This window comes from Bacillus sp. SH7-1, assembly GCF_008042405.1.
Lineage (GTDB): Bacteria > Bacillota > Bacilli > Bacillales > Bacillaceae_G > Bacillus_A > Bacillus_A thuringiensis_N.
The window spans coordinates 30273-52122 of record NZ_QNUD01000007.1; the positions used below are offsets into that span (position 1 = coordinate 30273).

Below are 21850 nucleotides of genomic sequence, written 5' to 3' on the forward strand. Positions count from 1 at the left end.
TTCTCAACTTTTTTTCTTACAAGGATAAGTAAATTTCTTCGTATATTCCAATAATCGTAAGGGAATTTACAACTTTTATTCGTTTCTGTAAGATGCCTCTAGGCAGCACGAAAGGAGGGGCGTACATAGGGAGGAGATTGTCTTGAGTATACGTACTTATTTTGAGGGAGGAGATTTACAATGTTTAAAAAGTTAATGAAAGTATGTGTGTTAAGTGTAGCGAGTGTAGGGGTATTATTTAGTTTTCAAGGAAGTACATTTGCAGCAACCGATCTGAGTAGTTATTATGACGGGAAGAATCCAGCAACAACGAAAGTATACGGAGGCAGTACAACATGTGATGCAGATGGATTTAATGCAAAGTCTACAGCGGTGTATGAAGGTAGTAAAAAAGTAGGAACAGTGTATTTACGTTACAGTAATAAATGTCACGCGGCATGGTCTAAGCTTGTTTTAGATCAACCAGCACCTGCTGTTTCTGGAGGAGTATATGCTTACGCTGTTATTAATAAATATAAAAATGGTGTATTTCAAAAATCAGTAGATTCTAATAGTGGTAATGGAGCAATTAAAACGGGGCAAACGAGCACCTATACAGGAATGGTATTTGATTTAACTGCTGATTTTGGTTATACAGCTGATGCTGAAGCGGTGACGATTAATAATGGCTATGGGAAAACTGGACGTTATTAATAAAGGAGTGGAATGTTATGAAGTTTTTTAAAAAGGTAAGCGCATGTCTTTGTCTGGCATTGCTCGTCATAACTAGTGTTTTTAGTACGACGAATAATGATAAAGCATTTGCAGAAGACCATTCATATGATGGGAAAAGTCCTTACTACAATAGCTGTGATCAATCAGCAGTAACGAAAGAAAAGAAGTGGATTGATTCAAATTCTTATGTAGAATTAAAATTTAGCACGACTTGTAAGACAGCATGGGCAAAAGTTACTGTAACTCGTGCAGCGGTTTATAATAACGAAGCTGATGCAAGGATCGTCAGAAAAACCGATGGAAAGGCATATACTTGCGGAAGCGCTGGAGGAAATGGTGTCGTGAATAAAGGGCAAACATCATGCTATACGCCAATGGTATATGATTTAGATCCAAGAAAGGCACAAGCACAAGGGAAACATGCAATTCCGAATAGTGATGCATATAATTATGCTGAGACTATTTGGTATTAATACGATTATGAATGCGTTAAGAGCTGTTATTTGATATGAAAATGAAAGAGCCTTACTGCATTTTACTGTGGTAAGGTTCTTTAAAGTTGTTTAATAGCTTAAGACATTCATTTACAAAGGTCTCTCTATATAATCGCTTTTAAGTATGGCCATAATAATTTCATCCGAGTATGCATCGTTATAAAATAAAGATTGACGTAAAGTTCCTTCTTTTACAAAACCAACTTTTTCATAAGCTTTAATTCCGCGTAAATTATGGCTAAATACTTCTAACTGTAAACGATTTAATGATAGTTGTTCAAAAACAAATCTTAAAATTATTTTAATAGCTTCAGTTCCATAGCCTTGTCCTGTTAATGCTATTGAAAGCATTGATATTCTGAATCCTGCTCTTTTGTTCTCCTCATCGATATCTAAAATCGACAACTCTCCAATCATCTCGTCAGTGCGTGTTAAACAAATAGCAAAATCATAGCGACTTGAATCATTATTTATATGATCTATATGTGTTTTAATTTGCTCCAATGAAAAAGTGGACTTAGTTCCAGTCATATATCTTATTTCATCATCCATTGTACTTTCTAATATAATAGGCGCATCTAGCTGACAAAGAGGTTTTAAATAAATTCTTTCGCTCTCTAATTTCATTATAATTTTCTCCTTTAGTTAGTAATTGAATGTATAAATACTTAAACTTTCTTCAATGAGTTACATAAAAAATATGAATCTTAATTCGATGTTACATGAATTTTATAATGGTTTGGTATACCTAAAACAAATAATAAAAGTTTTATACACAACAAAATGTATCAACGAGTTTTTAATAGATATTTTAAGCTGAAAAATAAGCATGTATCACTAAACTGCATCGTAGTTCAACAAAAATTAAATTATTTTATCGTCACTTTAAAAGCACATGTTTTGATCGCTTTTCAAAACAAGCCCTTTCTTTTTATTTATTTATTTATTTATTTATTTATTCCCCCTTAACGGATAGTAAGATTCCACATTCGAACTGCGAATGAAACAAAGTAGGTAGGTGGAAGTGGGCGCACTCATAAAAGCCTGATTTAGTATGGATGATCCTTTAATATTTTTGGGATAATTTAACATTAAATATTTTATTTTATCCAAATTTATGCTGTAATTAAAACAAAGGAGGCAAATAAATGGGGAATGAGATTAAACGATATGTAATAAGTACTTTAATATTTACATGGACACTTTGGGGGTTATTAATTAGCTTGATAAGATTAAACATTACGACATTTGGTACACCGCTAGCGATGATACTATTTGTTTTCGGTGGGATTATGCCGGCAATCATTGCGATTAGTCTAAAGAAAAAATATGGATCACAAGAGGAGTTTAGAAGTTTTATTAAAAATATTGTAAATCCTAAACATCACTTTGCATGGTATATTCTAATCATTATTCTAGCTTTTATTAGCTGTTATCTTCCGACAATATTTGGTGGAGCAAAGATGCAAACACCATTATACGTGGCATTACTTAGTTTTCCAATAATGATCGTTGGTGGTGGTCTTGAAGAAATTGGATGGAGAGGATTCTTACAACCTGCCCTTCAGAAAAGGTTTTCGGTATTTTTAAGTACGGTTATTGTGAGTGGTATATGGGCTATTTGGCACTGGCCGTTATGGTTTATTCCAGGTACGAATCAAACTCAAAGGGATTTTATAGCCTTCATAATTACGACAATGGCTGTGTCTTTCTTACTTACTACAATTTTTAACGTAACTAAAAGTATTTTTATGTGTCTAATTTTTCATGCGCTTCTTAATTCTTTTTGGAGTGTGTATGTGCCAAATGATAAAGTGTTACCAGCAATTCCAACTTTAGTTTTCGGAATTTTCGTTTTTATTGTGTGCAAAGTCGTAATAAAAAGAAAGAACTTCTTATTGATTAAGTAACTCAAATAATAGAAGGAAAAATAGTAATATATTTTTTAATGGATATTAAACTAATCAATAAGAACACGACACAAACATAATTAAAATATAATACAAGTTTGTGCCGCAAGAAAATTTGCAAAACAATTAACAACATCAAAAAGAATGAAAAGCCTTTCCGTTTACATAAACAATGTTAATGACAATTATAGTAATTCATTTGTTGGAACAATCGAATTAACTAAGGTCTGTATCAGGAGGAGTATATCCAAGGTGCCTAGCCATTGATACGATTTGTCCTTTATGATGAAACTCATGTGTCTCCGTATGAGTTAAAAGCCATAGTGGAGTTGTACTCCAAGGCTCTTTTTGCCACTTTACTTCATTTGCAATATTTTCGAGCCAACGGTCATTGTATTCATCTAGAAAACGTTGTACAGTCTCATCTACTAACTTAAATCTAGCACGAACTTTTTTCACATCTGCATGCTCAATTTCGTAATCGCTAGCAAATGAAAAGTCTGCTCGCTTTTGTTTAAATGCGAATGATCCAAGCCAGTATCGATAGCAATCGGCTACATGAATATGTGTCTTTATAATGCTACCGCTCCCGAAATTCGGAACAGTGCTATGTAATTTTTCTAATGGGATTTCTTCCAAAAACGAAAGTAGAGTTTCTCTTGTAGAGCTAATAAGATTATATTGTTGTTTTAAAATATGTATCATGCAAGTACACTCCTCTTTTATTTACATAGTAAGTAATTCTATATTTACGAGGAGTGAACCTTTTTCTTATTTTTAATAAGCATATTAGATGTATTTCTTATTTGTTTCTGATAGATTAAACAAGGTGAAACTTTAATAAAATGAACATTATTAGTTCATAATAAATTTTACATCAAGAAGGAGAACGATAAAATGAATAGACTAGTTGGCTTAAAACAATTTGAAATAACGCGTGGGGCATTACTTAAATTTATGGAAACGTTAGATGATAAAATTGCAGATACGCAGCCAGAGGGTTTTAACAATACAATTCGTTGGCACATTGGTCATGTATTAACAGCAGCAGAGATTTTCATGTTCGGAAGAGAATTTAAACAATTACCAATGGAATATCCAGGTATGTTTGGATATGGATCAAGACCATCTAAATGGACAACAGAAGGACCGTCATTAGAAGTGTTAACGGCTCAATTAAAAGAACAAGCAAAACGTATTAACGAAATGCCAGCAGAAGCATTTGAAAATAAACTGCCAGAGCCATTTTTAGGACTAGAAACAGTTGGTGAGCTTTACGGTATGATGCTTTATCATGAAGCAGATCATATTGGTCAGATGAAAGCAATGGAACGTATTATTAAGGCTCTTTAGTTTGAATTGCATATAATAAACGAAATGACAGATGTTTTGTCAAAATTGAGTTGTAAATAGTTACATTCTGAAAGCCCATCACTCTCTAATGAGTGATGGGCTAACTGTTTTTACATAATCAGTATTATCTTTTCAACTGCTTCAAATGTTTGAGTTGTGTAACAATCATAATGCTAATAACAACGAGTAAAAACCATGAGCTGATTTTACTTAAGTGAACGAGATTCCACGCTTCCCGTTGATTTGGATATTGCCATGCACCGAAAAATGTTGCGATGTTTTCTGCAATCCAAATAAAGAATCCGATAAGAAAAAAGGAGAGAACGAGCGGCATTTTATATGTAACGCCTCGTAATGAAAATTCCACAAATGTCCGAAAGAAAACGATGAATAGAAGTAAAGTTAAGAACCATCTAAAATCGTATAGAAAATGATGTGTGAAAAAATTGAAGTAAATCATTGCTCCTAGAGGTATTACAAAAATAGCTTTCGGCCAATGATACATTTGTAAATGCAGTCTTCTCCACTTTACAGCGGCTTTATGTAACTTGCGACACTCGCATACATAAAGCCGCTGTAAAGTGGAACTCCAAAAACCTTTGAATATGCCTCTTCCGGATAACTCCATGAACCGAAATGAACTTTATATATTTCTAGTAAAAGGCCGATGAGGTGGAAGACAGTAATTACTTTTAATTCGTCTTTCGTCTCAAGGCCAGTCTTGTACATAACCCACTGCATAAGAAGGCATACGATGAGTATGAAATCGTAGCGGTATAACCCTGGGATCGAAACGATTTTTGAAAGGGCTAGTGTTAAGAAAATAACGACTGGGAATAAGCAGGATAATGCTTGCGCATAAGTGAAGTGTAGTAGTTGTTTTATATATAACATTGGGTCACCTTCATTATTTTTATTTGAAAAATCAAAATAATGATTAAGTATACTACACTTTTAAAAATAAGCTAGTAGTCTATTTTGCGTGTATTTGTAAGTTTTGGAAGGGAATTGTAATAAGTATTTTAATATTTAGCGAAGTGAAAAAATAGTTTGCTATTTAAAAAAAGTGGAGATATAATATCTAAATGAAAATGATAATTATTATCAATAATAATTACAAATAAAAAATAATTATAAAAAACAACTGAATATAAAGGATGAAATGAAACATGTTACATAAGCCTGCTGTATATGCTGGCAATAATCGCTGGCTACATATTAAGTTCATATGTTTCATGAGCTTAACAATTTTATGTTTAATCGGCTCTATATTTTTAGCTGTTGCATTTGGTGCAAAGGATATCCATTTGCAAACCGTATGGACAGCGGTTTTTGATTATAATCCGAAATTAACGCAGCACCAAATTATTTATGAATTAAGACTCCCAAGGGTAATTGGTGCAGCAGTTGTAGGAGCTGCTTTTGCGGTGGCCGGAGCTGTTATGCAAGGAGTAACACGAAATCCTTTAGCGGATGCAGGTGTGCTTGGCATAAATGCAGGTGCGATGTTTGTAGTAGCACTTAGTTTTGCCTTTTTCCCGCATATGCCGTATTCCTATTTGATGATTGTCTCCTTTATTGGAGCGGTCTTAAGTACAGTGCTCATTTTTATTATCGGATCAGCAACATCAGGCGGATTAACACCGATGAGGTTAACGATCGCTGGGGCAGTTATGGCCGCGCTTTTGCATTCGTTAAGTTCAGGTGTCGCGATTTATTATGATTTAAGTCAAGATTTAGCGTTTTGGTACGCTGGTGGTGTTGCAGGGGTTAAGTGGGAACACTTAAAATTTTTAGTTCCTATTATTCTCATAACAATTGTTTTTGCGACAGTATTAGGGCGGTCTATTTCACTCATATCAATGGGGGATGATGTCGCTACGAATTTAGGAGTAAAAACAAATCGAACGAGAATACTAGGAATGATTATAGTAGTCATTCTTGCAGGGGTATCTGTTTCAGCTGTTGGCTCTATTGGATTTGTAGGACTAGTTATCCCGCATATTGCTAGAAAATTAGTTGGTGTGAATTATCGACTCATTATTCCTATGTCAGCATTTTTAGGAGCTATGTTATTAGTTTTAGCTGACTTAGGGGCAAGAACAGTAAATCCTCCTAAAGAACTTGCAATAGGAATTATGGTAGCTCTTGTTGGAGTTCCATTCTTCCTCTATATAGCACGTAAAGTTGGGAGGGAGTTGTAAGTGAAGAAGATTCTAAACACGGATAAAAAGAGAGCCGTTACTGTAACTATAATATTTGGTTGTATTGGTATCGCTGTCATTTTACTTAGCTTAAATACGGGGACACTTAGCATTGCACCGCTCAAAGTAATTCAAACGCTTTTTGGTCATGGTGATTTTGAGAGTGCAACCGTGCTATACGATTATCGTATGCCAAGAATTATTATCACAATGTTAGCTGGTATTGGCCTTGGGATTTCTGGTGCGATTTTGCAAGGGTTATCACGGAATGCGTTGGCCGATCCTGGTATTCTTGGACTGCATTCAGGTGCATCGTTCGGGCTAATTATATTCGTTACTTTCTTTCATTCTATTAATGAGAATGCATCGATTTTAATACCGTTATTTACATTTGGCGGGGGAGTACTAGCTGCATTTTTAATTATTATACTTGCGAGTGATCGGTCAAAAGGTTTACTTCCTATCAGACTTATTCTCATTGGTATTGCAGTTTCAGCTGGATTTAGTGCGATTTCGTTATTTTTCTCCCTCAAGTTAAATGATGAGACATATACATTCGCTTCTAGATGGTTAGTTGGTAATGTGTGGGGAAGGGATTGGATTCATGTTCTATCTTTATTACCTTGGATTTTCATACTAACCCCGTATGCATGGTTAAAATCTAAAACGTTAAATGCATTGTCACTAGGCGATAGTGTGGCAGCAGGACTTGGTGTTTCTGTTCAAAAAGAACGGTTATTCCTTTTAGCTACAGCGGTTGGATTATCTTGCGCGAGTGTATCGATGGCAGGAGGGATTGGTTTTATCGGTTTAGTGGCTCCGCATATTGCAAGAAAGTTAGTAGGTACTACATATCAACACTTTCTTCCTTTAGCTGGCATTATCGGAATGATTATTTTAGTACTAGCAGATACGATAGGCCGTTCTATATTTGAGCCAAACTCTATTCCAGCTGGTGTAGTAGTGGCCGCATTAGGAGCACCGTATTTTCTTTATTTACTTACAAAAACAAAATAAATACTTCAAAGAGGAGAACATATGAAAAAGAAACTTACTATTTTATTTAGCATCATGTGTATTTTAGTATTAGCAGCATGTGGTCAAACGAAATCTAATGAAGAGGCAACGAAAAAAACGAAAAAAAATAATGACCCAAAAATTGCTTCAATGTCTATTCATTTAACAAATGATTTGCTTGCATTAGGAATTACACCAGTAGGTTCTGTAATTGGTGGAGATTTAAAAGATTTCTTACCGCATGCAAAAGAACAACTGAAAGATACGAAAAAACTTGGTATTGTAACTGATCCCAATATGGAAGCATTACTTCAATTAAAGCCATCTGACATTTACGTGGATAAAAAATACGCTGGCAAAGATGTAGCGAAATACGAAAAAATTGCAAAAACACATACTTTCAATTTAGATGAAGGTACGTGGAGAGACCATTTAAAACAAGTTGGTAAACTTGTAAACCGTGAGAAAGAAGCGGATAAATATATTCAAGATTACGAAGAGCAATCAAAACGAGTAAAAAGTTTAATCGATAAAGAGCTAGGTAATAACGAAAAAGTAATGGCAATTCGCGTTACTGCCAAAGAATTACGTGTATTTAGTACGAAAAGACCGATGGGACCAATTTTATTCCAAGACTTAGGATTACAACCTGCAAATGGTGTAGAGAAAATCGATGGAAACCGTCCTTTCGAAGTCATTTCACAAGAAGTATTACCTGACTTTGATGCAGATGCTATATTTGTTGTTGTAAATAGAGATGATAAAGCAAAAGAAGCATTTAAACAACTTCAAGAAACACCAATCTGGAAAGACTTAAAAGCTGTTAAAGGCAAGCATGTATACATTATTAATGATCAACCATGGCTTGACTATTCTGCTTTAGGTAACAAAATGGCAATGGATGAAGCGGAGAAAATGTTTACGAAATAATACAGTTTTACTACTAGGAAAGGCCCTCTAAAATTGGAGGGCCTTTTTGTTATTGTTAGAATAAATGAAAAATTATACAATGAATTTAATTTAATGTAGAGGAGATGTGCCGATGTCAGCGCTTATTGTATGTATCCCGTTTATGAAACAGTTATGGAACAAGGGGATAAATAGGCTAAAATAAGTATCCCCGTTATTAAAAAAGGGGGAATTTGAAATGACGATGAATCTTTTTCAAAATAAAACGATTAAATTATCAGCTATTAGAGAATCAGATGCTGCAGTAATGGCTATGTGGCAAGAGGATAGTGAGTATTTAAGAAATGTCGATACAGATGTAGCATTCCCACAATCGTTACAAGAAATAGCAAGTGATGGGCTGTTAAAGGGACGGAAATCGAATAGTGTATCTTTCATGGTAAGAACAGTTCAAGATGATCGATTAATTGGTTTTGTGGCGATTCATGGCATAGAGTGGAATAACAGAATGGGTTTATTAGCAATTGGTATAGGAGATGTAAATAATAGAGGAAAAGGATATGGGAAGGAAGCAATACATCTTATATTAAATTATGCATTTTATGAATTAAATTTGCACCGTGTCGGTCTTGATGTTATTTCTTATAACAAAGCTGCTATTGAGTTGTATAAAAAGATGGGTTTTCAGATGGAAGGCTGTATGAGAGAAGCAGTGCAAAGATATGGGAAGTGTTTTGATCGTATCAATATGGGGATATTGCGGGATGAATGGATGGAGATGCAAGACTAGAAAGTACATTCAAAATTATATATGTAGTATGCAGGAGAAATAATGATAATTGGCGAAAATTTACAGTGAACTGATTGAATTTATAAGGAGCTATGCAAAATGAATTTAGAAAAAGCAAAACCAGTAAATGAAGAGGTCGCTGAATTAAAAGAGCTAATTAAAGAATTACACGGAAGTGTACATCAACTTCAAAGTGAAGTACAGCAACTAAGGCACGAAAGACCGGTTGTAGAAGTGAGGAAAGGTGTTCAACTATCGCCAACAATCGTTGGACAAATTGGTGGTATGATTTTAGGTGGATTAGCAATTATCGGTATATTTTGGTGATGAAAAAAGGTTTGCAGCACTTTGCTGCAAACCTTTTATATGAGACGATATAATTTCATGCAATACAACTTTTACAGTAAATAACGTAAATATATATAAGCATGTGATAATAGTAATGCAATGATTGTTAACGGCAAACCAATTTTTAAGAAGTCCATATAAGAGAAAGCATGTCCTTCACGTTTAGCAATACCAGCAACGACTACGTTTGCTGATGCTCCGATTAACGTTCCGTTTCCTCCTAAGCAAGCTCCAAGTGATAATGCCCACCATAGTACTTCGATTTGTGGAGAATCAACAGATAGTCCGAGTCCTGTAGCTAAGTCTTGAATAAGTGGTATCATCGTTGCGACAAATGGAATATTGTCAATTGTTGCAGATGCGATACCTGATACCCATAAAATAAGTATAGCGGCGAAACCGATATCGCCATTTGTGACGTCGATTACTTCTTTTGCGAGTGAAGAAATAAGTCCGATATCAATCAAACCACCAACGAGAACGAATAGTCCGGCGAAGAAGAAAATGGTTACCCATTCAACGTGTGCAAATACATCTTCAATATCATGTTCTTTCACACCGATTAACATAAGAAGTGTAGCACCTGTCATCGCGATAACTGCAGCATCTACATGAATAATCGAATGAAGTACAAAGCCTAAAATAGTTAGTCCTAAAATCGAAATAGATTTTAAAAGGAGGCTTTGATCTTTAATATAATCTTTTTCATTTAATGCCATTAATTTTTCGATTTGCTCAGGTGTTGTTTTTAGTTTGTTACGATACATGAAGTAAATAATGACAAGTGTAACGATAGAAATAATAATTACAATAGGAGCTAAGTTAAGTAAAAAGGCATTGAAGTCTAAATGCTTATTTGCTGATCCGATCATAATATTAGGTGGATCACCGATTAATGTTGCTGTTCCCCCTATATTTGAAAATAATACTTCTGAAATCAAATAAGGAACAGGATTAACTTTTAAAATACGTGTAATGGATAGTGTAACAGGTACGATTAATAATACGGTTGTTACGTTGTCCAAAAATGCTGATCCGACAGCAGTTAATAGGGATAGCAATAATAAAATACGGATTGGTTTTCCGCCAGCTGCTTTTGCCGCTTTAATGGCCACAAATTCAAAAACGCCTGATTGACTCGTAATATGCACGAGAATCATCATCCCAATTAAAAGGGTAATCGTTTCCCATTGAATATGTGATGTGAAAGCAGTATGTAATTCAACAACTCCAAAAATAATCATAATAGCAGCACCGAATAGTGCAATTACAGCACGATTCAATTTCTCAGAAATAATAAATCCGTATGTGACTAAAAATACGGCAATTGCAAAATAATATTGCCAATTTGCTACTTCATGTGCTGATTGTTCCAATCCTGTCACCTTCTTTAAAGTATGTATTCAATTGTCGAAATGTATCTCGTTATATTAATACGGGATAAAATATATTGTAGCAAATTCAAAAAAGAAAGAAAACTATTTAACAAAGTGAAGGGAAAAATGATGATTTTACATATGATATAAAAAAATAAAGAAACACAGTGCAAATTATTAGGAAAAGTGGGCGTTGTCCTCTAATATAGAGATAGCAATTTACATTATTTTTGCGTAAAATGGTTTAAAGAGGTGAATTCCGATGGAAATAGTAAAAGATAGTTCTCTTATTCAAAATGAAATTGAGCGTTTTGTAAATAAAGATGTATATATTCATTTAGAAACGACGAACGGAGCGTACGCGTCACACTTTAATGAAAAGATGATGACAGTTGGAGCATTCATTCGAAATGCAATTATTCGCTTTGAGCGCGGGAAGATTACTGGAACAAACCCATACCGAGTTGGTCTAAAGATGGATCACGGCTGGGTATATGCAGAAGGTATTACGCACTGGGAAGTAGACGATAAAGAGCGTTTATTACTTGCAGGGCACGATAATCAAGGTCGCTTAGCAGTAGCGCTTGAGTTAAGCTTAACGCCATTTAAGTAAGAAGGAGGGAAACTTATGGAGAGACATGTACTTGTTGTATTTCCGCACCCAGATGATGAAGCATTTGCTGCGGGAGGAACAATTCGCTTATTAACAGATCAAGGAGTACCTGTAACGTATGCGTGTGGTACTTTAGGACAAATGGGACGTAACATGGGGAAAAACGTATTCGCTAACCGTGAAACGATTCCAAATATCCGCGAAAAAGAATTAAAAGATGCATGTGAAGCGATGGGAATCAAAGATTTAAGAATGCTTGGTTTCCATGATAAAACGTTAGAATTTGAAGATGTTGATTTCGTTGCAGATAAAATTGAAGCGATCATCCAAGAAGTAAATCCATCTCGAATTATTACATTTTATCCAGAGCACGGCGTACATCCAGATCATGATGCATTTGGCCGCGCTGTCGTTCGCGCTGTATCACGTATGTCAAAAGAAGAACGTCCAGTTATTCATGCGGTTGCGATTACGAAAAATCGCGAAGCTGTACTAGGTGAGCCGGATGTTGTAAATAATATTAGTGAAGTATTCGAGCATAAATTAGCTGCACTAGGTGCGCACCGTTCACAAACAGAAGCAATGCTTGAAGAAACACACGCGAAAATCAAAAACAAAGATGCAGCAACATTAAAATGGTTGCAACTTGAACAATTTTGGACTTATAAATGGGAGTAGGCTAGAAGGGACCCTTCTAGTAGCTCTTACATAGAAAAAGCACCGTCACTTGTGACGGTGCTTTTTTTGTTGAAGACTATATATTTTTTAGAGATTTGCTTCAAAATTTTAAAATTAATGTGCAGTATAGCCTCCATCAACAAGAAGTGTTGTACCATTAACAAAACTAGCATCATCACTTGCTAAAAATAAGACAGCTTTTGCTACTTCTTCTGGTGTTCCAAGTCTGCCTTGTGGATGAAGTGAAGCTAAATATTCTTTCTGTTGAGGATTAACACTACTAAGTAAAGGGGTGTCAATATAGCCAGGACAGACCGCGTTAATACGTATTCCATATTTAGCGTAGGCAGTACATAAATTTTGAGTTAATAGTTTCACACCACCTTTTGCAGAGGAGTATGCTGTTGGGGTAGGTAATGAAACAAAACTATGAATCGAACCAGCATTAACGATGACACCGCCTGTACCTTGTTTAAGAAATTGTTCAATCGAATATTTATCAGAAAGGAATACCCCAGACAAGTTAATATCAATGGTTCTTTTCCATTTTTCGTAGGATAATTCGTTTGCCGGTGCATCATCAGCAACGCCGGCATTGGCATACATAATATCTAATTTACCGTATGTACTTACTGTCTCATGGATTAGCTGTTTAATATCTGCCTCTTTTGTTACATCGGTTTTAATAAATAACGTATTATATCCATGTGCATTCAATTCATCTGATAGATCTTTTCCACGTTCAGAAAAGTCAGCAATAACTACTTTTGCACCTTCTTTGATAAAAAGGCGAACAGTAGATTCGCCAATTCCACTTGCACCACCAGTTATGATTGCTACTTTGTCTTTTAATTTCATATAAACCTCTCCATTCATCAATGAATTTAAGTCGAATTTTTTTAATTTGGTTATATTACCATTAACCTTAAATAGTAAGTAGATAGAAGGAAAAGCTTGCGTTTACTTAATTGTGAGAGTGCTATTTTTTTATTGTAATTTTTTATACAGTGATGGACGAAAATATTAATTAAGTCAATTTTATCATTAGATTAAATATTCGGTAAAGTGTTCTCGAATAGGGGGAGTGATGAAGCTAAACTACTGATCTACATAGATATAACGAGGGAGATTTACATATAGTTGCTCTTTTTATTTTATTAAATAACAAATTTTTAAACTTGCTGATGATGTAGTGGAATTAAATGAGTCGGTTGTTTTTAGATTGAATCAGAACTAAAAACAGCAAAAATAAATCGTTGAATAATAATAATTTATTGAAAAACGATAAATGACATGTTAATATCAAATTGAAAATTAGTAAGAGAGGTGTTTTTTATAAAATGTAAAACGAATGTTATGTACTAAAAAGAAATTGATAGAAATTAGGAAAGTTATATATTTTAATAGCAAAAAAAGAAAAGGGAGTTAGAGCATGATTAATACAACAGTAAAGAAAGTTATCTTGATTGCAGGTGGTTTGTATATTACATATTTAGTAGGTGTAGCCATATTAGCGGAATCTATACCATATCCTACATCTCAACAACTTAAAGAAGCCGAAAAAGTAGTTGAACGTTATATAGGTGAAAATAATGGAGTTAAACTGATAAATACATCTAGCAGCTTCACGGCTGAGATGTTCGATCGTTCATTTCATATTGAAGGGAATTCAAAAGAGAATCCGGAACAAGTATTTCGAATGGATTTAGATCGAGTTTCTAATGAAAATGAAAGAATAACAGAAAAATCTATAAATAATATTTGTAAATCAAATGATGGAGGAAAGAATTTTACGTGTGTTGATGCAGAATAGCTAAAGGTGGAATGTGTAGCAGTATAGTAACGGTTAATAACTACTATTCTAGTTAAATAGGAAAAAGCCTCGCAGGGGGGCGAGGCTTTAAACAGGGTATTAAAAATTATCGATTCATTAAGAATAACTTCTTTTGAATAAACTAATTTTAGTATGATAACTCATATATATGTGTTACGAATTTATGAACAAAAAATCAATGATAAGAATATAGAAAAGATAATAATTTATTTGTAATCTGTATCATTACATAAAGTTCGAGTGGAATAGAGAGTATACTTTTGTATGGTGTAATAAAGATATAGTCTACTTACGGAAATAGGTAGGCTATTTTTTATAAAGAAAAGACAACTTAAGGCTAGAGCCCTTGTTAAGAAATAGGGTGAAAACAAGATTTTTTAAGGAGAGATAAGGTCGTTCAACAGATAAAGATATTGTATTTGAAACACGTGATTATTCGTGGATTAAGTTCTATTTTTGATGAAAAATCTATAAAAGGCATTACAATCCCTAGAACTGATATTTAGTAATGATTTGCAAGAAACATATATTTTGAATTATTTAATAAAATAATATATATTTATATTGATTTAATGATTCTAGTTTGTTAAAAATGGGGAAATCAATATGAAGGTTAAATTTGCCGTAATAAAAGATGAGAACTTTGATTGTAGTTTATTGGAAACAAAATTATTGAAAACTTTTAAAGAAGTAGATTGTGAAGCAGATATTGTAAAGGTTGAGGATGAAATTTTTGAAAACAATGACATACAAATGAATTTATCAGAAATAACCATTAATGTTACTGGGAAAAATATGGGGTATAGGTTCGTTTCAGCTAGTATATTTATTGTTTTAGAGAGTTTATCAATACAGCTGTTTCGTATTAATATTAGTATACATTAAGCAGCTAACAAAGTGGACTCTTCATAAAATTATACTGACTATATTGAGTTGTAAATATGAAAGTGTTGATTAAAACAATAGAAATTATCGTAGGTGCTCCCGGATGTTGAATTGCACCTTGTTTGTTGTTAAATAAAAAAGGGATTCCTTTTCCAATTTTAATTTATCTTAATCGCATATTATCTTAACGCTGAAATTGACAGTCTCAAGGCTGAGCAAAAAGAAATTATGAGAGACATTCGAAATTTAGAAACGCGTACCACTATTAATGAGAAAGACATAGCAACAATCAATAAGCAATTAGAAAAAATAAGTACAAACACAACTTAGATTTTGCGGATTATTATTAGTGCGATAGTAATGTCAAAAAGGGATGATTTAATCTTGTGAAATAGGACGATATAAAAGAAAGAGGGGAGCTCCCTCTTTCTTTTATATAAATGAGAAGCTATAAATTTTCCGTTTCTTTTTCATCTGCATACTTTTCCTCTAAAGAAATTAATAGAGTAATTAACCCAATTACTACAATAATTAATGTAATTATAAAAGATTTAGAAAGAGAGAAAGGACCTTCAATTAAAAGTGGTAAAAACTTGAATGAAAGTATACTAGCTATTAAGGAAATTACTAAAATACTAAAAAGGGATATATTTTTATTTTTTATAGATGCTTGTAGAAAATCTTTAATAAAGCCTGTAGAGACAAATATAGTTAATATGATAAGTGAAATAAAATAATGTGTTACATTTGTCATACTAATAGTAGGATCGTCTATTATGTAGGCAAGTAACTTAGATATTAACATACCGCCAAACAATAGAATGATAAAAGCGAGTAATTCTGTTGACATATAAGTGCTGAAATTAGCTTTCTTTTTAAAGAGCTTATAGCTTAGAGTAGCCTGGATTATTTGCATGATAAATAGAGCGATAATCCACACATAATAGACAAGTGGTAATTCTCCTGAGAATAGAGAGATTAGGAAATTTATTACTGTTCTTAAAATTTCAATCATTACGGAAGGCCTCCTGTTTGTAGGCTTGCGATATTAAAATATGATAGTCTAGCGTTTAATAACTAAATTTATTGATTCAAACTATTTCTAATTATTCCATAAAAAGGTGGTTGCATCAAGTTATCTTTTTAACAATCTTCCAAGGCCGAGCACTAGAAAAAGAAACGCAATATGTAATATAATTGAAAAAGTAATTTAAAAATCGATGTTAATATTACCCTCCTATAAGTATTAACATACGTAATTGAGGTGTTTTCTTTGTTGTTTTATGATCGAATTTCTATAATGGCCCCTCCTGTTCCGTAGCTAAGGAAAGTCTTTTTATTTCTGAGATTTTCAAAGTTATAGGAGGGTATGAAAAATGAAAAAAGTCTCAGTACCATCACTTTTATTAATGATCATTCTTGTTGCATTTCCGCAAATCAGTGAAACAATTTACACACCGTCTTTACCTGATATTTCAAAGGCGTTACATGTAAGTAATAATGAGGTACAGTTAACACTTAGTGTGTATTTTGCTGGATTTGCTTTAGGTGTATTTTTTATTGGATGGCTATCAGATATAATTGGTCGTCGCCCAGCAATGTTATTTGGAATTGTTGTATATGGCGTTGGGAGTTTCTTATGCTTTATTGCCAATTCCATTGAAGTTTTATTGGTAAGTCGTTTTATTCAAGCGTTTGGAGCAAGTGCAGGATCAGTTGTGACGCAAACGATTCTACGTGAAAGTGTAGAGGGGCATAAGCGCCACGTTATGTTTGCTCAAATTTCGGCAGTTATTGCTTTTACACCAGCGATAGGGCCGTTAATTGGTGGCTTTCTTGATCAAATGTTTGGATTTAAAATAGTATTTTTAAGTTTAGTAGTTATGAGTATCGGTATTTTTCTGTATACGTTTGTTTCTCTTCCAGAAACAAAAACGGACTCGGTAACGAATAAAATAAATGTGTTTTCAGTCTTGAAGAGGTTAATTACAAATCCGAAAGTAGTAACATATGGGGTATTAATTGGAGGAGCAAATGGTGTTTTATTTAGCTATTATGCAGAAGCACCGTTTATCTTTATTGAATACTTTCAGTTGTCGCCTAGTATGTATGGATTTTTAGGAATTGTTGTTGCTTCTGCTTCTATTATTGGGGCGAAAGTTTCAAAACGATTGCTTGCCACGTATAAACCAGAGAAAATTATATATATTGGTTGTCTTGTAATGACAGTGGGAGCTATCCTTTTAACTGTTATTACAGCATTGGGATCAAATCCAAACATAATATATATGATAGTATTTTTAATAGCGATGTTTATATTGTTATTAGGAATTGGAGTAGCGTTACCTAACTGTTTAAGTTTAGCATTAGTAGATTTTCAAGATGTCATTGGTACAGCAGGTGCATTGTTTAGCTTAGGGTACTATGTAATTGTAACGATGACAATTTTGGGAATGAGTCAGCTGCATACGGGCTCGTTACTGGTAATGCCACTTTATTTTCTAGCTATAGTCGTTATCATGATGGTGTTTACTAAAGTGTTTATTTTAGGTAAACAAACTTCAAAAATGATTTAAATATGAAACGGTAAAAGAGTCTCATTTTTAATGAGACTCTTTTATATTTTATGAAAATGATTAGTGGATATACGAACAAAAATTAAAGGTATTATTAAGGAAAAGGGAAAAGCTGAAGAGAAAAGCTTTCCACTTTCTGGTGTATTGTTGATTGTTTTAAGTGTAGTTATATATATCTTAAAGTAGGAGAAGGGATAGAAAATTTTTAGCTGTGGTAATGGGAAAAATAAGAGATGTAGAAGATAGTGACTTTGTAGTTCTATTAATATATTAAATTTCTGCTTGGTGCGTTAATTGCATGTGTAAGCAATTACAGTACAAACTATAATTAGTGAAATAACCGAGGAGGATAGAATCTCCTCGGTTATTTATATTGTAATAATATACTTGCCGGAATCATATTGAATAGATGTATTTTATTGTTAATTTAGTTAAAAATTAATCAGACTTATGTATAATAATTTATTGAAAAAATAATTGAATTTTTCAGATTAATGAATTAATATAAGGTAAGTAATTTTAAGATTTATAGAATATTGGAAGATGAAAGGTTTTGAGAATTTTATTAGGAGCACAAAACGATTTTAGGATAGCTTTAAAGCTAGTGTAAAATGACGTTTGCTCCATCATTTTCAGGGCCGAAAGGAATTAGGGGAAAGCATCTTGTTTTAAAATGCGGCTATGAATCATCTAAGAGGGGGAAGTGAAGTGGCAAACAAAGAATTGAAAAGAGGTTTAGAAGCACGTCATATTCAAATGATTGCTTTAGGCGGAACAATTGGTGTTGGTTTGTTTATGGGTTCAGCTAGCACGATTAAATGGACAGGTCCGTCAGTAATGCTTGCTTATGCAATTGCAGGTATTTTTATCTTCTTCATCATGCGTGCCATGGGAGAAATGTTGTATATGGAGCCAAGTACAGGATCATTTGCAACGTTCGGTCATAAGTATATTCATCCGCTAGCTGGTTATATGACAGCGTGGAGTAACTGGTTCCAGTGGGTTATCGTTGGAATGTCAGAGATTATCGCGGTTGGAGCATATATGCAATATTGGTTCCCTGATTTACCAGCTTGGATACCAGGTGTAATTGCAATGGTTATTCTTGGTGCAGCTAACTTAATTTCTGTTAAGTCATTTGGTGAATTTGAATTTTGGTTTGCGATGATTAAAATCGTTACGATTCTATTAATGATTATTGCGGGATTTGGACTTATTTTCTTTGGGATTGGTAACGGCGGAGAAGCAATTGGTATATCAAATCTTTGGTCAAATGGCGGTTTCTTTACAGGTGGTTTCTCAGGATTCTTCTTTGCTTTATCACTTGTAGTTGGAGCATATCAAGGTGTGGAATTAATCGGTATTACTGCTGGTGAAGCGAAGAATCCGAAGAAGACACTTACAAGAGCGATTCAAAGTACAATTTGGCGTATTTTAATTTTCTACATCGGTGCTATCTTCGTTATTGTAACTGTGTATCCGTGGGATCAATTAAGTACAATTGGTAGTCCGTTCGTAGCAACTTTTGCGAAAGTTGGTATTACGGCAGCGGCTGGACTTATTAACTTCGTTGTTATTACAGCAGCAATGTCTGGTTGTAATAGTGGTATTTATAGTGCTGGTCGTATGCTGTATACGTTAGGTGTAAATGGACAAGCACCGAAATATTTCACGAAACTTTCTGGAAATGGTGTACCTTTATTTGGTACAGTTGGTGTGATTATCGGTTTAGCGGTTGGTGTTGTATTAAGTTATATCGCACCGAAAAACTTATTCGTCTATGTATATAGTGCGAGTGTACTTCCTGGTATGGTACCATGGTTCGTTATTTTAATTAGTCAAATTAATTTTAGAAAAGAAAAGGGAGCAGAGATGAAAGATCATCCGTTCAAAATGCCATTTGCTCCTGTTACAAACTATTTAACAATTGCCTTTTTAATTATGGTATTAATCGGAATGTGGTTTAACGATGATACGCGCATTTCATTAGTTGTAGGTATTATTTTCTTAGCTATCGTTACAATTAGTTTCTATGCTTTCGGAATAGGAAAGCGAACTCCGTTAGACGTTCAAAATGATCAAGAGATTTCAAGTAAATAAAGATAGTAAAAAGTCCGATTTCTCATTTGGAAATCGGACTTTTTGTTATTAAAACTTTTCTAAAACGATCTTCCCAATTGTACTTCCGCTTTCAAGTAGTGCATGTGCTTTCTTTACGTTTTCAGCGTTAATTGGTGTGAATGTTTCATTTAAAGTAGTCTTTAAAATGCCTTCATCTAGTAGTTCGCTTACTTTATTTAATAGTTCGTGCTGCGTAATCATATCTCCAGTTTCATACATCGCTTTTGTAAACATAAACTCCCAAACGAGTGTAGCACTTTTACTTTTTAAAATACCCATCTCAAGAGGGTGCTCATTTTCTACGATAGAGCAAATTTTTCCTTGTGGTTTAATGAGGTCACACATTGCTTGCCAATGTTGATCTGTATTGTTTAAACAGAAAATATAATCTACATCTTTTAGCCCGAACTCTACTATTTGATCTTGTAAAGGTTGGTGATGGTTAATGATATAATCAGCACCAAATTTCTCAACCCAGTGTATCGTTTCATTGCGGGATGCAGTTGTGATAACATTCAGTCCAGCCCATTTTGCAAGTTGAATGGCAATTGAACCTACACCACCAGCACCGCCTATAATTAAAATGTTTTTAAAGGAGTTCGTATCTTTCTTATTATAATCAATACCTAAACGTTCGAATAAACCTTCCCAAGCTGTAATAGCTGTTAACGGAAGTGCTGCAGATTCAGCATCACTTAACGTTTTTGGTTTTTTACCAACGATTCTTTCATCAACTAGGTGGTATTCACTATATGTACCTTGTCTCGTAATGCTTCCAGCGTAAAACACTTCATCGCCTTCTTTAAATAACGTACAATTTTCGCCGGTTTGTACAACAACACCACTCGCATCCCAGCCAAGTATTTTCGCTACATCTTCTTTTTTCTCTTTTGGAGATCGAACTTTTGTATCAACTGGATTAACGGAAATAGCGTTAATTTTAACGAGTATATCTCTCCCTGTAGCAACAGGTTTTTCAACTTCCATATCAATTAAACTATTTTCTTCTTCAATAGGTAAGTATTCATGTAAACCAATTGCTTTCATTTGTATTCCCTCCATTAAAGTAAGAATTCTTTACTTCTATATTATAGATGGTGAAATACTGCTATGTAAAAAAATACCCTCTTTTTTATGCAAGCTGTACTGATAGTCTAGAAGGAGTTTATTTCTAAAAAGAAGAATTTTTTACTGTATTACTTTATCCAAAACTAAATGTAAAGGTGGATACATAATGACAGTAAAGAAGCTTTATTTCGTTCCAGCAGGTCGTTGTATGTTAGATCATTCTTCTGTTAATAGTACAATCGCGCCGGGAAATTTATTGAACTTACCTGTATGGTGTTATCTTTTGGAGACGGAAGAAGGTCCCATTTTAGTAGACACAGGTATGCCAGAAAGTGCAGTTAATAATGAAGGGCTTTTTAACGGTACATTTGTTGAAGGGCAGATTTTACCGAAAATGACTGAAGAAGATAGAATCGTAAATATATTAAAGCGTGTAGGGTATGAGCCGGGCGACCTTTTATATATTATTAGTTCTCACTTACATTTTGATCATGCAGGAGGAAACGGTGCTTTTACAAATACACCGATTATTGTGCAACGAACGGAATATGAGGCAGCACTTCATAGAGAAGAATATATGAAAGAATGTATATTACCGCATTTGAACTACAAAATTATTGAAGGGGATTATGAAGTGGTACCAGGTGTTCAATTATTGTATACGCCAGGCCATTCTCCAGGCCATCAGTCGCTATTCATTGAGACGGAGCAATCCGGTTCAATTTTATTGACGATTGATGCATCTTATACGAAAGAAAATTTTGAAGATGAAGTACCGTTCGCAGGGTTTGATCCAGAATTAGCTTTATCTTCAATTAAACGTTTAAAAGAAGTTGTGGCGAAAGAGAAACCAATTATTTTCTTTGGCCATGATATAGAGCAGGAAAAGGGTTGTAAAGTGTTCCCGGAATATATATAGTGCAAAAAGTCATGAGCTTACGTGCTCATGACTTTTTTCGG

At 33.9% G+C, this 21850-nt stretch carries 22 protein-coding genes and 1 pseudogene; 16 read left to right on the forward strand and 7 right to left on the reverse strand.

What is annotated here, in order from left to right:
* The first annotated feature begins 180 nt into the window (after positions 1–180).
* Together DN390_RS06450 and DN390_RS06455 are read left to right on the forward strand one after the other, a co-directional pair.
* On the forward strand, positions 181–693 hold the full coding sequence (locus DN390_RS06450; protein ID WP_060631719.1) for a DUF2690 domain-containing protein: 513 nt from the start codon (positions 181–183) through the stop codon (positions 691–693).
* Between the two features lie 17 nt (positions 694–710).
* Positions 711–1187, forward strand: a complete 477-nt coding sequence (locus DN390_RS06455) for a DUF2690 domain-containing protein (RefSeq protein ID WP_147806869.1) — start codon at positions 711–713, stop codon at positions 1185–1187.
* A 111-nt stretch (positions 1188–1298) separates the two neighbouring features.
* On the opposite strand, the gene DN390_RS06460 is transcribed toward DN390_RS06455, so the two are convergent.
* Positions 1299–1835: a GNAT family N-acetyltransferase gene (locus DN390_RS06460; RefSeq protein ID WP_147806870.1), complete on the reverse strand. Its 537-nt coding sequence runs from the start codon at positions 1833–1835 to the stop codon at positions 1299–1301.
* A 521-nt stretch (positions 1836–2356) separates the two neighbouring features.
* On the opposite strand from DN390_RS06460, the gene DN390_RS06465 reads away from it, so the two are divergent.
* Positions 2357–3118 carry a CPBP family intramembrane glutamic endopeptidase gene (locus DN390_RS06465; RefSeq protein WP_147806871.1) on the forward strand — a complete coding sequence of 254 codons (762 nt, stop codon included), beginning with the start codon at positions 2357–2359 and terminating at the stop codon, positions 3116–3118.
* Positions 3119–3334: 216 nt separating this feature from the next.
* On the opposite strand, the gene DN390_RS06470 is transcribed toward DN390_RS06465, so the two are convergent.
* Positions 3335–3823 (reverse strand): DinB family protein, encoded by a 489-nt coding sequence (locus DN390_RS06470; protein ID WP_147806872.1) that lies wholly within the window; start codon positions 3821–3823, stop codon positions 3335–3337.
* Between the two features lie 192 nt (positions 3824–4015).
* Between DN390_RS06470 and DN390_RS06475 the strand changes: the two genes are divergently transcribed.
* Entirely contained in the window at positions 4016–4471 is a 456-nt protein-coding gene (locus tag DN390_RS06475; protein ID WP_147806873.1) for a DinB family protein, read from the forward strand.
* Positions 4472–4595: 124 nt separating this feature from the next.
* Here DN390_RS06475 and DN390_RS06480 read toward each other — a convergent pair.
* Positions 4596–5365 (reverse strand): annotated as a pseudogene (locus DN390_RS06480) (DUF817 domain-containing protein).
* Positions 5366–5640: 275 nt separating this feature from the next.
* Between DN390_RS06480 and DN390_RS06485 the strand changes: the two are divergent.
* The 5 genes from DN390_RS06485 (at position 5641) to DN390_RS06505 (ending at position 9718) form a co-directional block, all read left to right on the forward strand.
* Positions 5641–6675 carry a FecCD family ABC transporter permease gene (locus DN390_RS06485; protein WP_087954753.1) on the forward strand — a complete coding sequence of 345 codons (1035 nt, stop codon included), beginning with the start codon at positions 5641–5643 and terminating at the stop codon, positions 6673–6675.
* Complete coding sequence (locus tag DN390_RS06490) at positions 6676–7692, forward strand: FecCD family ABC transporter permease (RefSeq protein ID WP_147806874.1); 1017 nt, start codon at positions 6676–6678, stop codon at positions 7690–7692.
* Positions 7693–7713: 21 nt separating this feature from the next.
* On the forward strand, positions 7714–8622 hold the full coding sequence (locus DN390_RS06495; RefSeq protein WP_147806875.1) for an iron-hydroxamate ABC transporter substrate-binding protein: 909 nt from the start codon (positions 7714–7716) through the stop codon (positions 8620–8622).
* A gap of 217 nt (positions 8623–8839) precedes the next feature.
* A complete protein-coding gene (locus tag DN390_RS06500) occupies positions 8840–9391 on the forward strand; it encodes a GNAT family N-acetyltransferase (protein WP_147806876.1) in 552 nt (183 codons plus the stop codon).
* Positions 9392–9490: 99 nt separating this feature from the next.
* Positions 9491–9718 (forward strand): coiled-coil domain-containing protein, encoded by a 228-nt coding sequence (locus tag DN390_RS06505; RefSeq protein WP_001047304.1) that lies wholly within the window; start codon positions 9491–9493, stop codon positions 9716–9718.
* Between the two features lie 71 nt (positions 9719–9789).
* Here DN390_RS06505 and DN390_RS06510 read toward each other — a convergent pair whose 3' ends face one another.
* Positions 9790–11115 (reverse strand): ArsB/NhaD family transporter, encoded by a 1326-nt coding sequence (locus DN390_RS06510; RefSeq protein ID WP_147806877.1) that lies wholly within the window; start codon positions 11113–11115, stop codon positions 9790–9792.
* Between the two features lie 262 nt (positions 11116–11377).
* On the opposite strand from DN390_RS06510, the gene DN390_RS06515 reads away from it, so the two are divergent.
* Positions 11378–11728 carry a YojF family protein gene (locus tag DN390_RS06515; RefSeq protein WP_000407039.1) on the forward strand — a complete coding sequence of 117 codons (351 nt, stop codon included), beginning with the start codon at positions 11378–11380 and terminating at the stop codon, positions 11726–11728.
* A gap of 15 nt (positions 11729–11743) precedes the next feature.
* On the forward strand, positions 11744–12406 hold the full coding sequence (gene bshB2 / locus DN390_RS06520; protein ID WP_000439461.1) for a bacillithiol biosynthesis deacetylase BshB2: 663 nt from the start codon (positions 11744–11746) through the stop codon (positions 12404–12406).
* A gap of 114 nt (positions 12407–12520) precedes the next feature.
* Here bshB2 and DN390_RS06525 read toward each other — a convergent pair whose 3' ends face one another.
* Entirely contained in the window at positions 12521–13264 is a 744-nt protein-coding gene (locus tag DN390_RS06525; RefSeq protein WP_060631708.1) for an SDR family NAD(P)-dependent oxidoreductase, read from the reverse strand.
* A 574-nt stretch (positions 13265–13838) separates the two neighbouring features.
* Here DN390_RS06525 and DN390_RS06530 point away from each other — a divergent pair.
* Together DN390_RS06530 and DN390_RS06535 are read left to right on the forward strand one after the other, a co-directional pair.
* Entirely contained in the window at positions 13839–14219 is a 381-nt protein-coding gene (locus tag DN390_RS06530; RefSeq protein ID WP_147806878.1) for a hypothetical protein, read from the forward strand.
* A 627-nt stretch (positions 14220–14846) separates the two neighbouring features.
* Positions 14847–15125, forward strand: a complete 279-nt coding sequence (locus tag DN390_RS06535) for a hypothetical protein (RefSeq protein ID WP_046954667.1) — start codon at positions 14847–14849, stop codon at positions 15123–15125.
* Between the two features lie 448 nt (positions 15126–15573).
* On the opposite strand, the gene DN390_RS06540 is transcribed toward DN390_RS06535, so the two are convergent.
* Positions 15574–16140, reverse strand: coding sequence for a DUF5823 family protein (locus DN390_RS06540; RefSeq protein ID WP_147806879.1), 567 nt, complete (start codon positions 16138–16140; stop codon positions 15574–15576).
* A gap of 361 nt (positions 16141–16501) precedes the next feature.
* Here DN390_RS06540 and DN390_RS06545 point away from each other — a divergent pair, with 361 nt between their 5' ends.
* Both DN390_RS06545 and DN390_RS06550 read left to right on the forward strand, forming a co-directional pair.
* Positions 16502–17701 carry a multidrug effflux MFS transporter gene (locus tag DN390_RS06545; protein ID WP_147806880.1) on the forward strand — a complete coding sequence of 400 codons (1200 nt, stop codon included), beginning with the start codon at positions 16502–16504 and terminating at the stop codon, positions 17699–17701.
* Between the two features lie 708 nt (positions 17702–18409).
* Entirely contained in the window at positions 18410–19801 is a 1392-nt protein-coding gene (locus tag DN390_RS06550; protein WP_001284431.1) for an amino acid permease, read from the forward strand.
* Positions 19802–19849: 48 nt separating this feature from the next.
* Here DN390_RS06550 and DN390_RS06555 read toward each other — a convergent pair whose 3' ends face one another.
* The gene (locus DN390_RS06555; protein ID WP_147806881.1) at positions 19850–20869 is read right to left on the reverse strand and encodes a zinc-binding alcohol dehydrogenase family protein; all 1020 of its coding nucleotides are present in this window, start codon (positions 20867–20869) and stop codon (positions 19850–19852) included.
* A gap of 187 nt (positions 20870–21056) precedes the next feature.
* Here DN390_RS06555 and aiiA point away from each other — a divergent pair, with 187 nt between their 5' ends.
* On the forward strand, positions 21057–21809 hold the full coding sequence (gene aiiA / locus DN390_RS06560; RefSeq protein ID WP_147806882.1) for a quorum-quenching N-acyl homoserine lactonase AiiA: 753 nt from the start codon (positions 21057–21059) through the stop codon (positions 21807–21809).
* Positions 21810–21850: the final 41 nt, after the last annotated feature.

What these genes read in the sequence shown, in the direction of transcription:
- aiiA (WP_147806882.1), top strand. Translation starts at nt 21,057, where the DNA reads ATGACAGTAAAGAAGCTTTATTTCGTTCCAGCAGGTCGTTGTATGTTA.
- DN390_RS06455 (WP_147806869.1), top strand. Translation starts at nt 711, where the DNA reads ATGAAGTTTTTTAAAAAGGTAAGCGCATGTCTTTGTCTGGCATTGCTC.
- DN390_RS06500 (WP_147806876.1), top strand. Translation starts at nt 8,840, where the DNA reads ATGACGATGAATCTTTTTCAAAATAAAACGATTAAATTATCAGCTATT.
- DN390_RS06460 (WP_147806870.1), bottom strand. Translation starts at nt 1,835, where the DNA reads ATGAAATTAGAGAGCGAAAGAATTTATTTAAAACCTCTTTGTCAGCTA.
- DN390_RS06465 (WP_147806871.1), top strand. Translation starts at nt 2,357, where the DNA reads ATGGGGAATGAGATTAAACGATATGTAATAAGTACTTTAATATTTACA.
- DN390_RS06470 (WP_147806872.1), bottom strand. Translation starts at nt 3,823, where the DNA reads ATGATACATATTTTAAAACAACAATATAATCTTATTAGCTCTACAAGA.
- DN390_RS06495 (WP_147806875.1), top strand. Translation starts at nt 7,714, where the DNA reads ATGAAAAAGAAACTTACTATTTTATTTAGCATCATGTGTATTTTAGTA.
- DN390_RS06525 (WP_060631708.1), bottom strand. Translation starts at nt 13,264, where the DNA reads ATGAAATTAAAAGACAAAGTAGCAATCATAACTGGTGGTGCAAGTGGA.
- DN390_RS06515 (WP_000407039.1), top strand. Translation starts at nt 11,378, where the DNA reads ATGGAAATAGTAAAAGATAGTTCTCTTATTCAAAATGAAATTGAGCGT.
- DN390_RS06505 (WP_001047304.1), top strand. Translation starts at nt 9,491, where the DNA reads ATGAATTTAGAAAAAGCAAAACCAGTAAATGAAGAGGTCGCTGAATTA.
- DN390_RS06535 (WP_046954667.1), top strand. Translation starts at nt 14,847, where the DNA reads ATGAAGGTTAAATTTGCCGTAATAAAAGATGAGAACTTTGATTGTAGT.
- DN390_RS06530 (WP_147806878.1), top strand. Translation starts at nt 13,839, where the DNA reads ATGATTAATACAACAGTAAAGAAAGTTATCTTGATTGCAGGTGGTTTG.
- DN390_RS06555 (WP_147806881.1), bottom strand. Translation starts at nt 20,869, where the DNA reads ATGAAAGCAATTGGTTTACATGAATACTTACCTATTGAAGAAGAAAAT.
- DN390_RS06475 (WP_147806873.1), top strand. Translation starts at nt 4,016, where the DNA reads ATGAATAGACTAGTTGGCTTAAAACAATTTGAAATAACGCGTGGGGCA.
- DN390_RS06545 (WP_147806880.1), top strand. Translation starts at nt 16,502, where the DNA reads ATGAAAAAAGTCTCAGTACCATCACTTTTATTAATGATCATTCTTGTT.
- bshB2 (WP_000439461.1), top strand. Translation starts at nt 11,744, where the DNA reads ATGGAGAGACATGTACTTGTTGTATTTCCGCACCCAGATGATGAAGCA.
- DN390_RS06450 (WP_060631719.1), top strand. Translation starts at nt 181, where the DNA reads ATGTTTAAAAAGTTAATGAAAGTATGTGTGTTAAGTGTAGCGAGTGTA.
- DN390_RS06540 (WP_147806879.1), bottom strand. Translation starts at nt 16,140, where the DNA reads ATGATTGAAATTTTAAGAACAGTAATAAATTTCCTAATCTCTCTATTC.
- DN390_RS06485 (WP_087954753.1), top strand. Translation starts at nt 5,641, where the DNA reads ATGTTACATAAGCCTGCTGTATATGCTGGCAATAATCGCTGGCTACAT.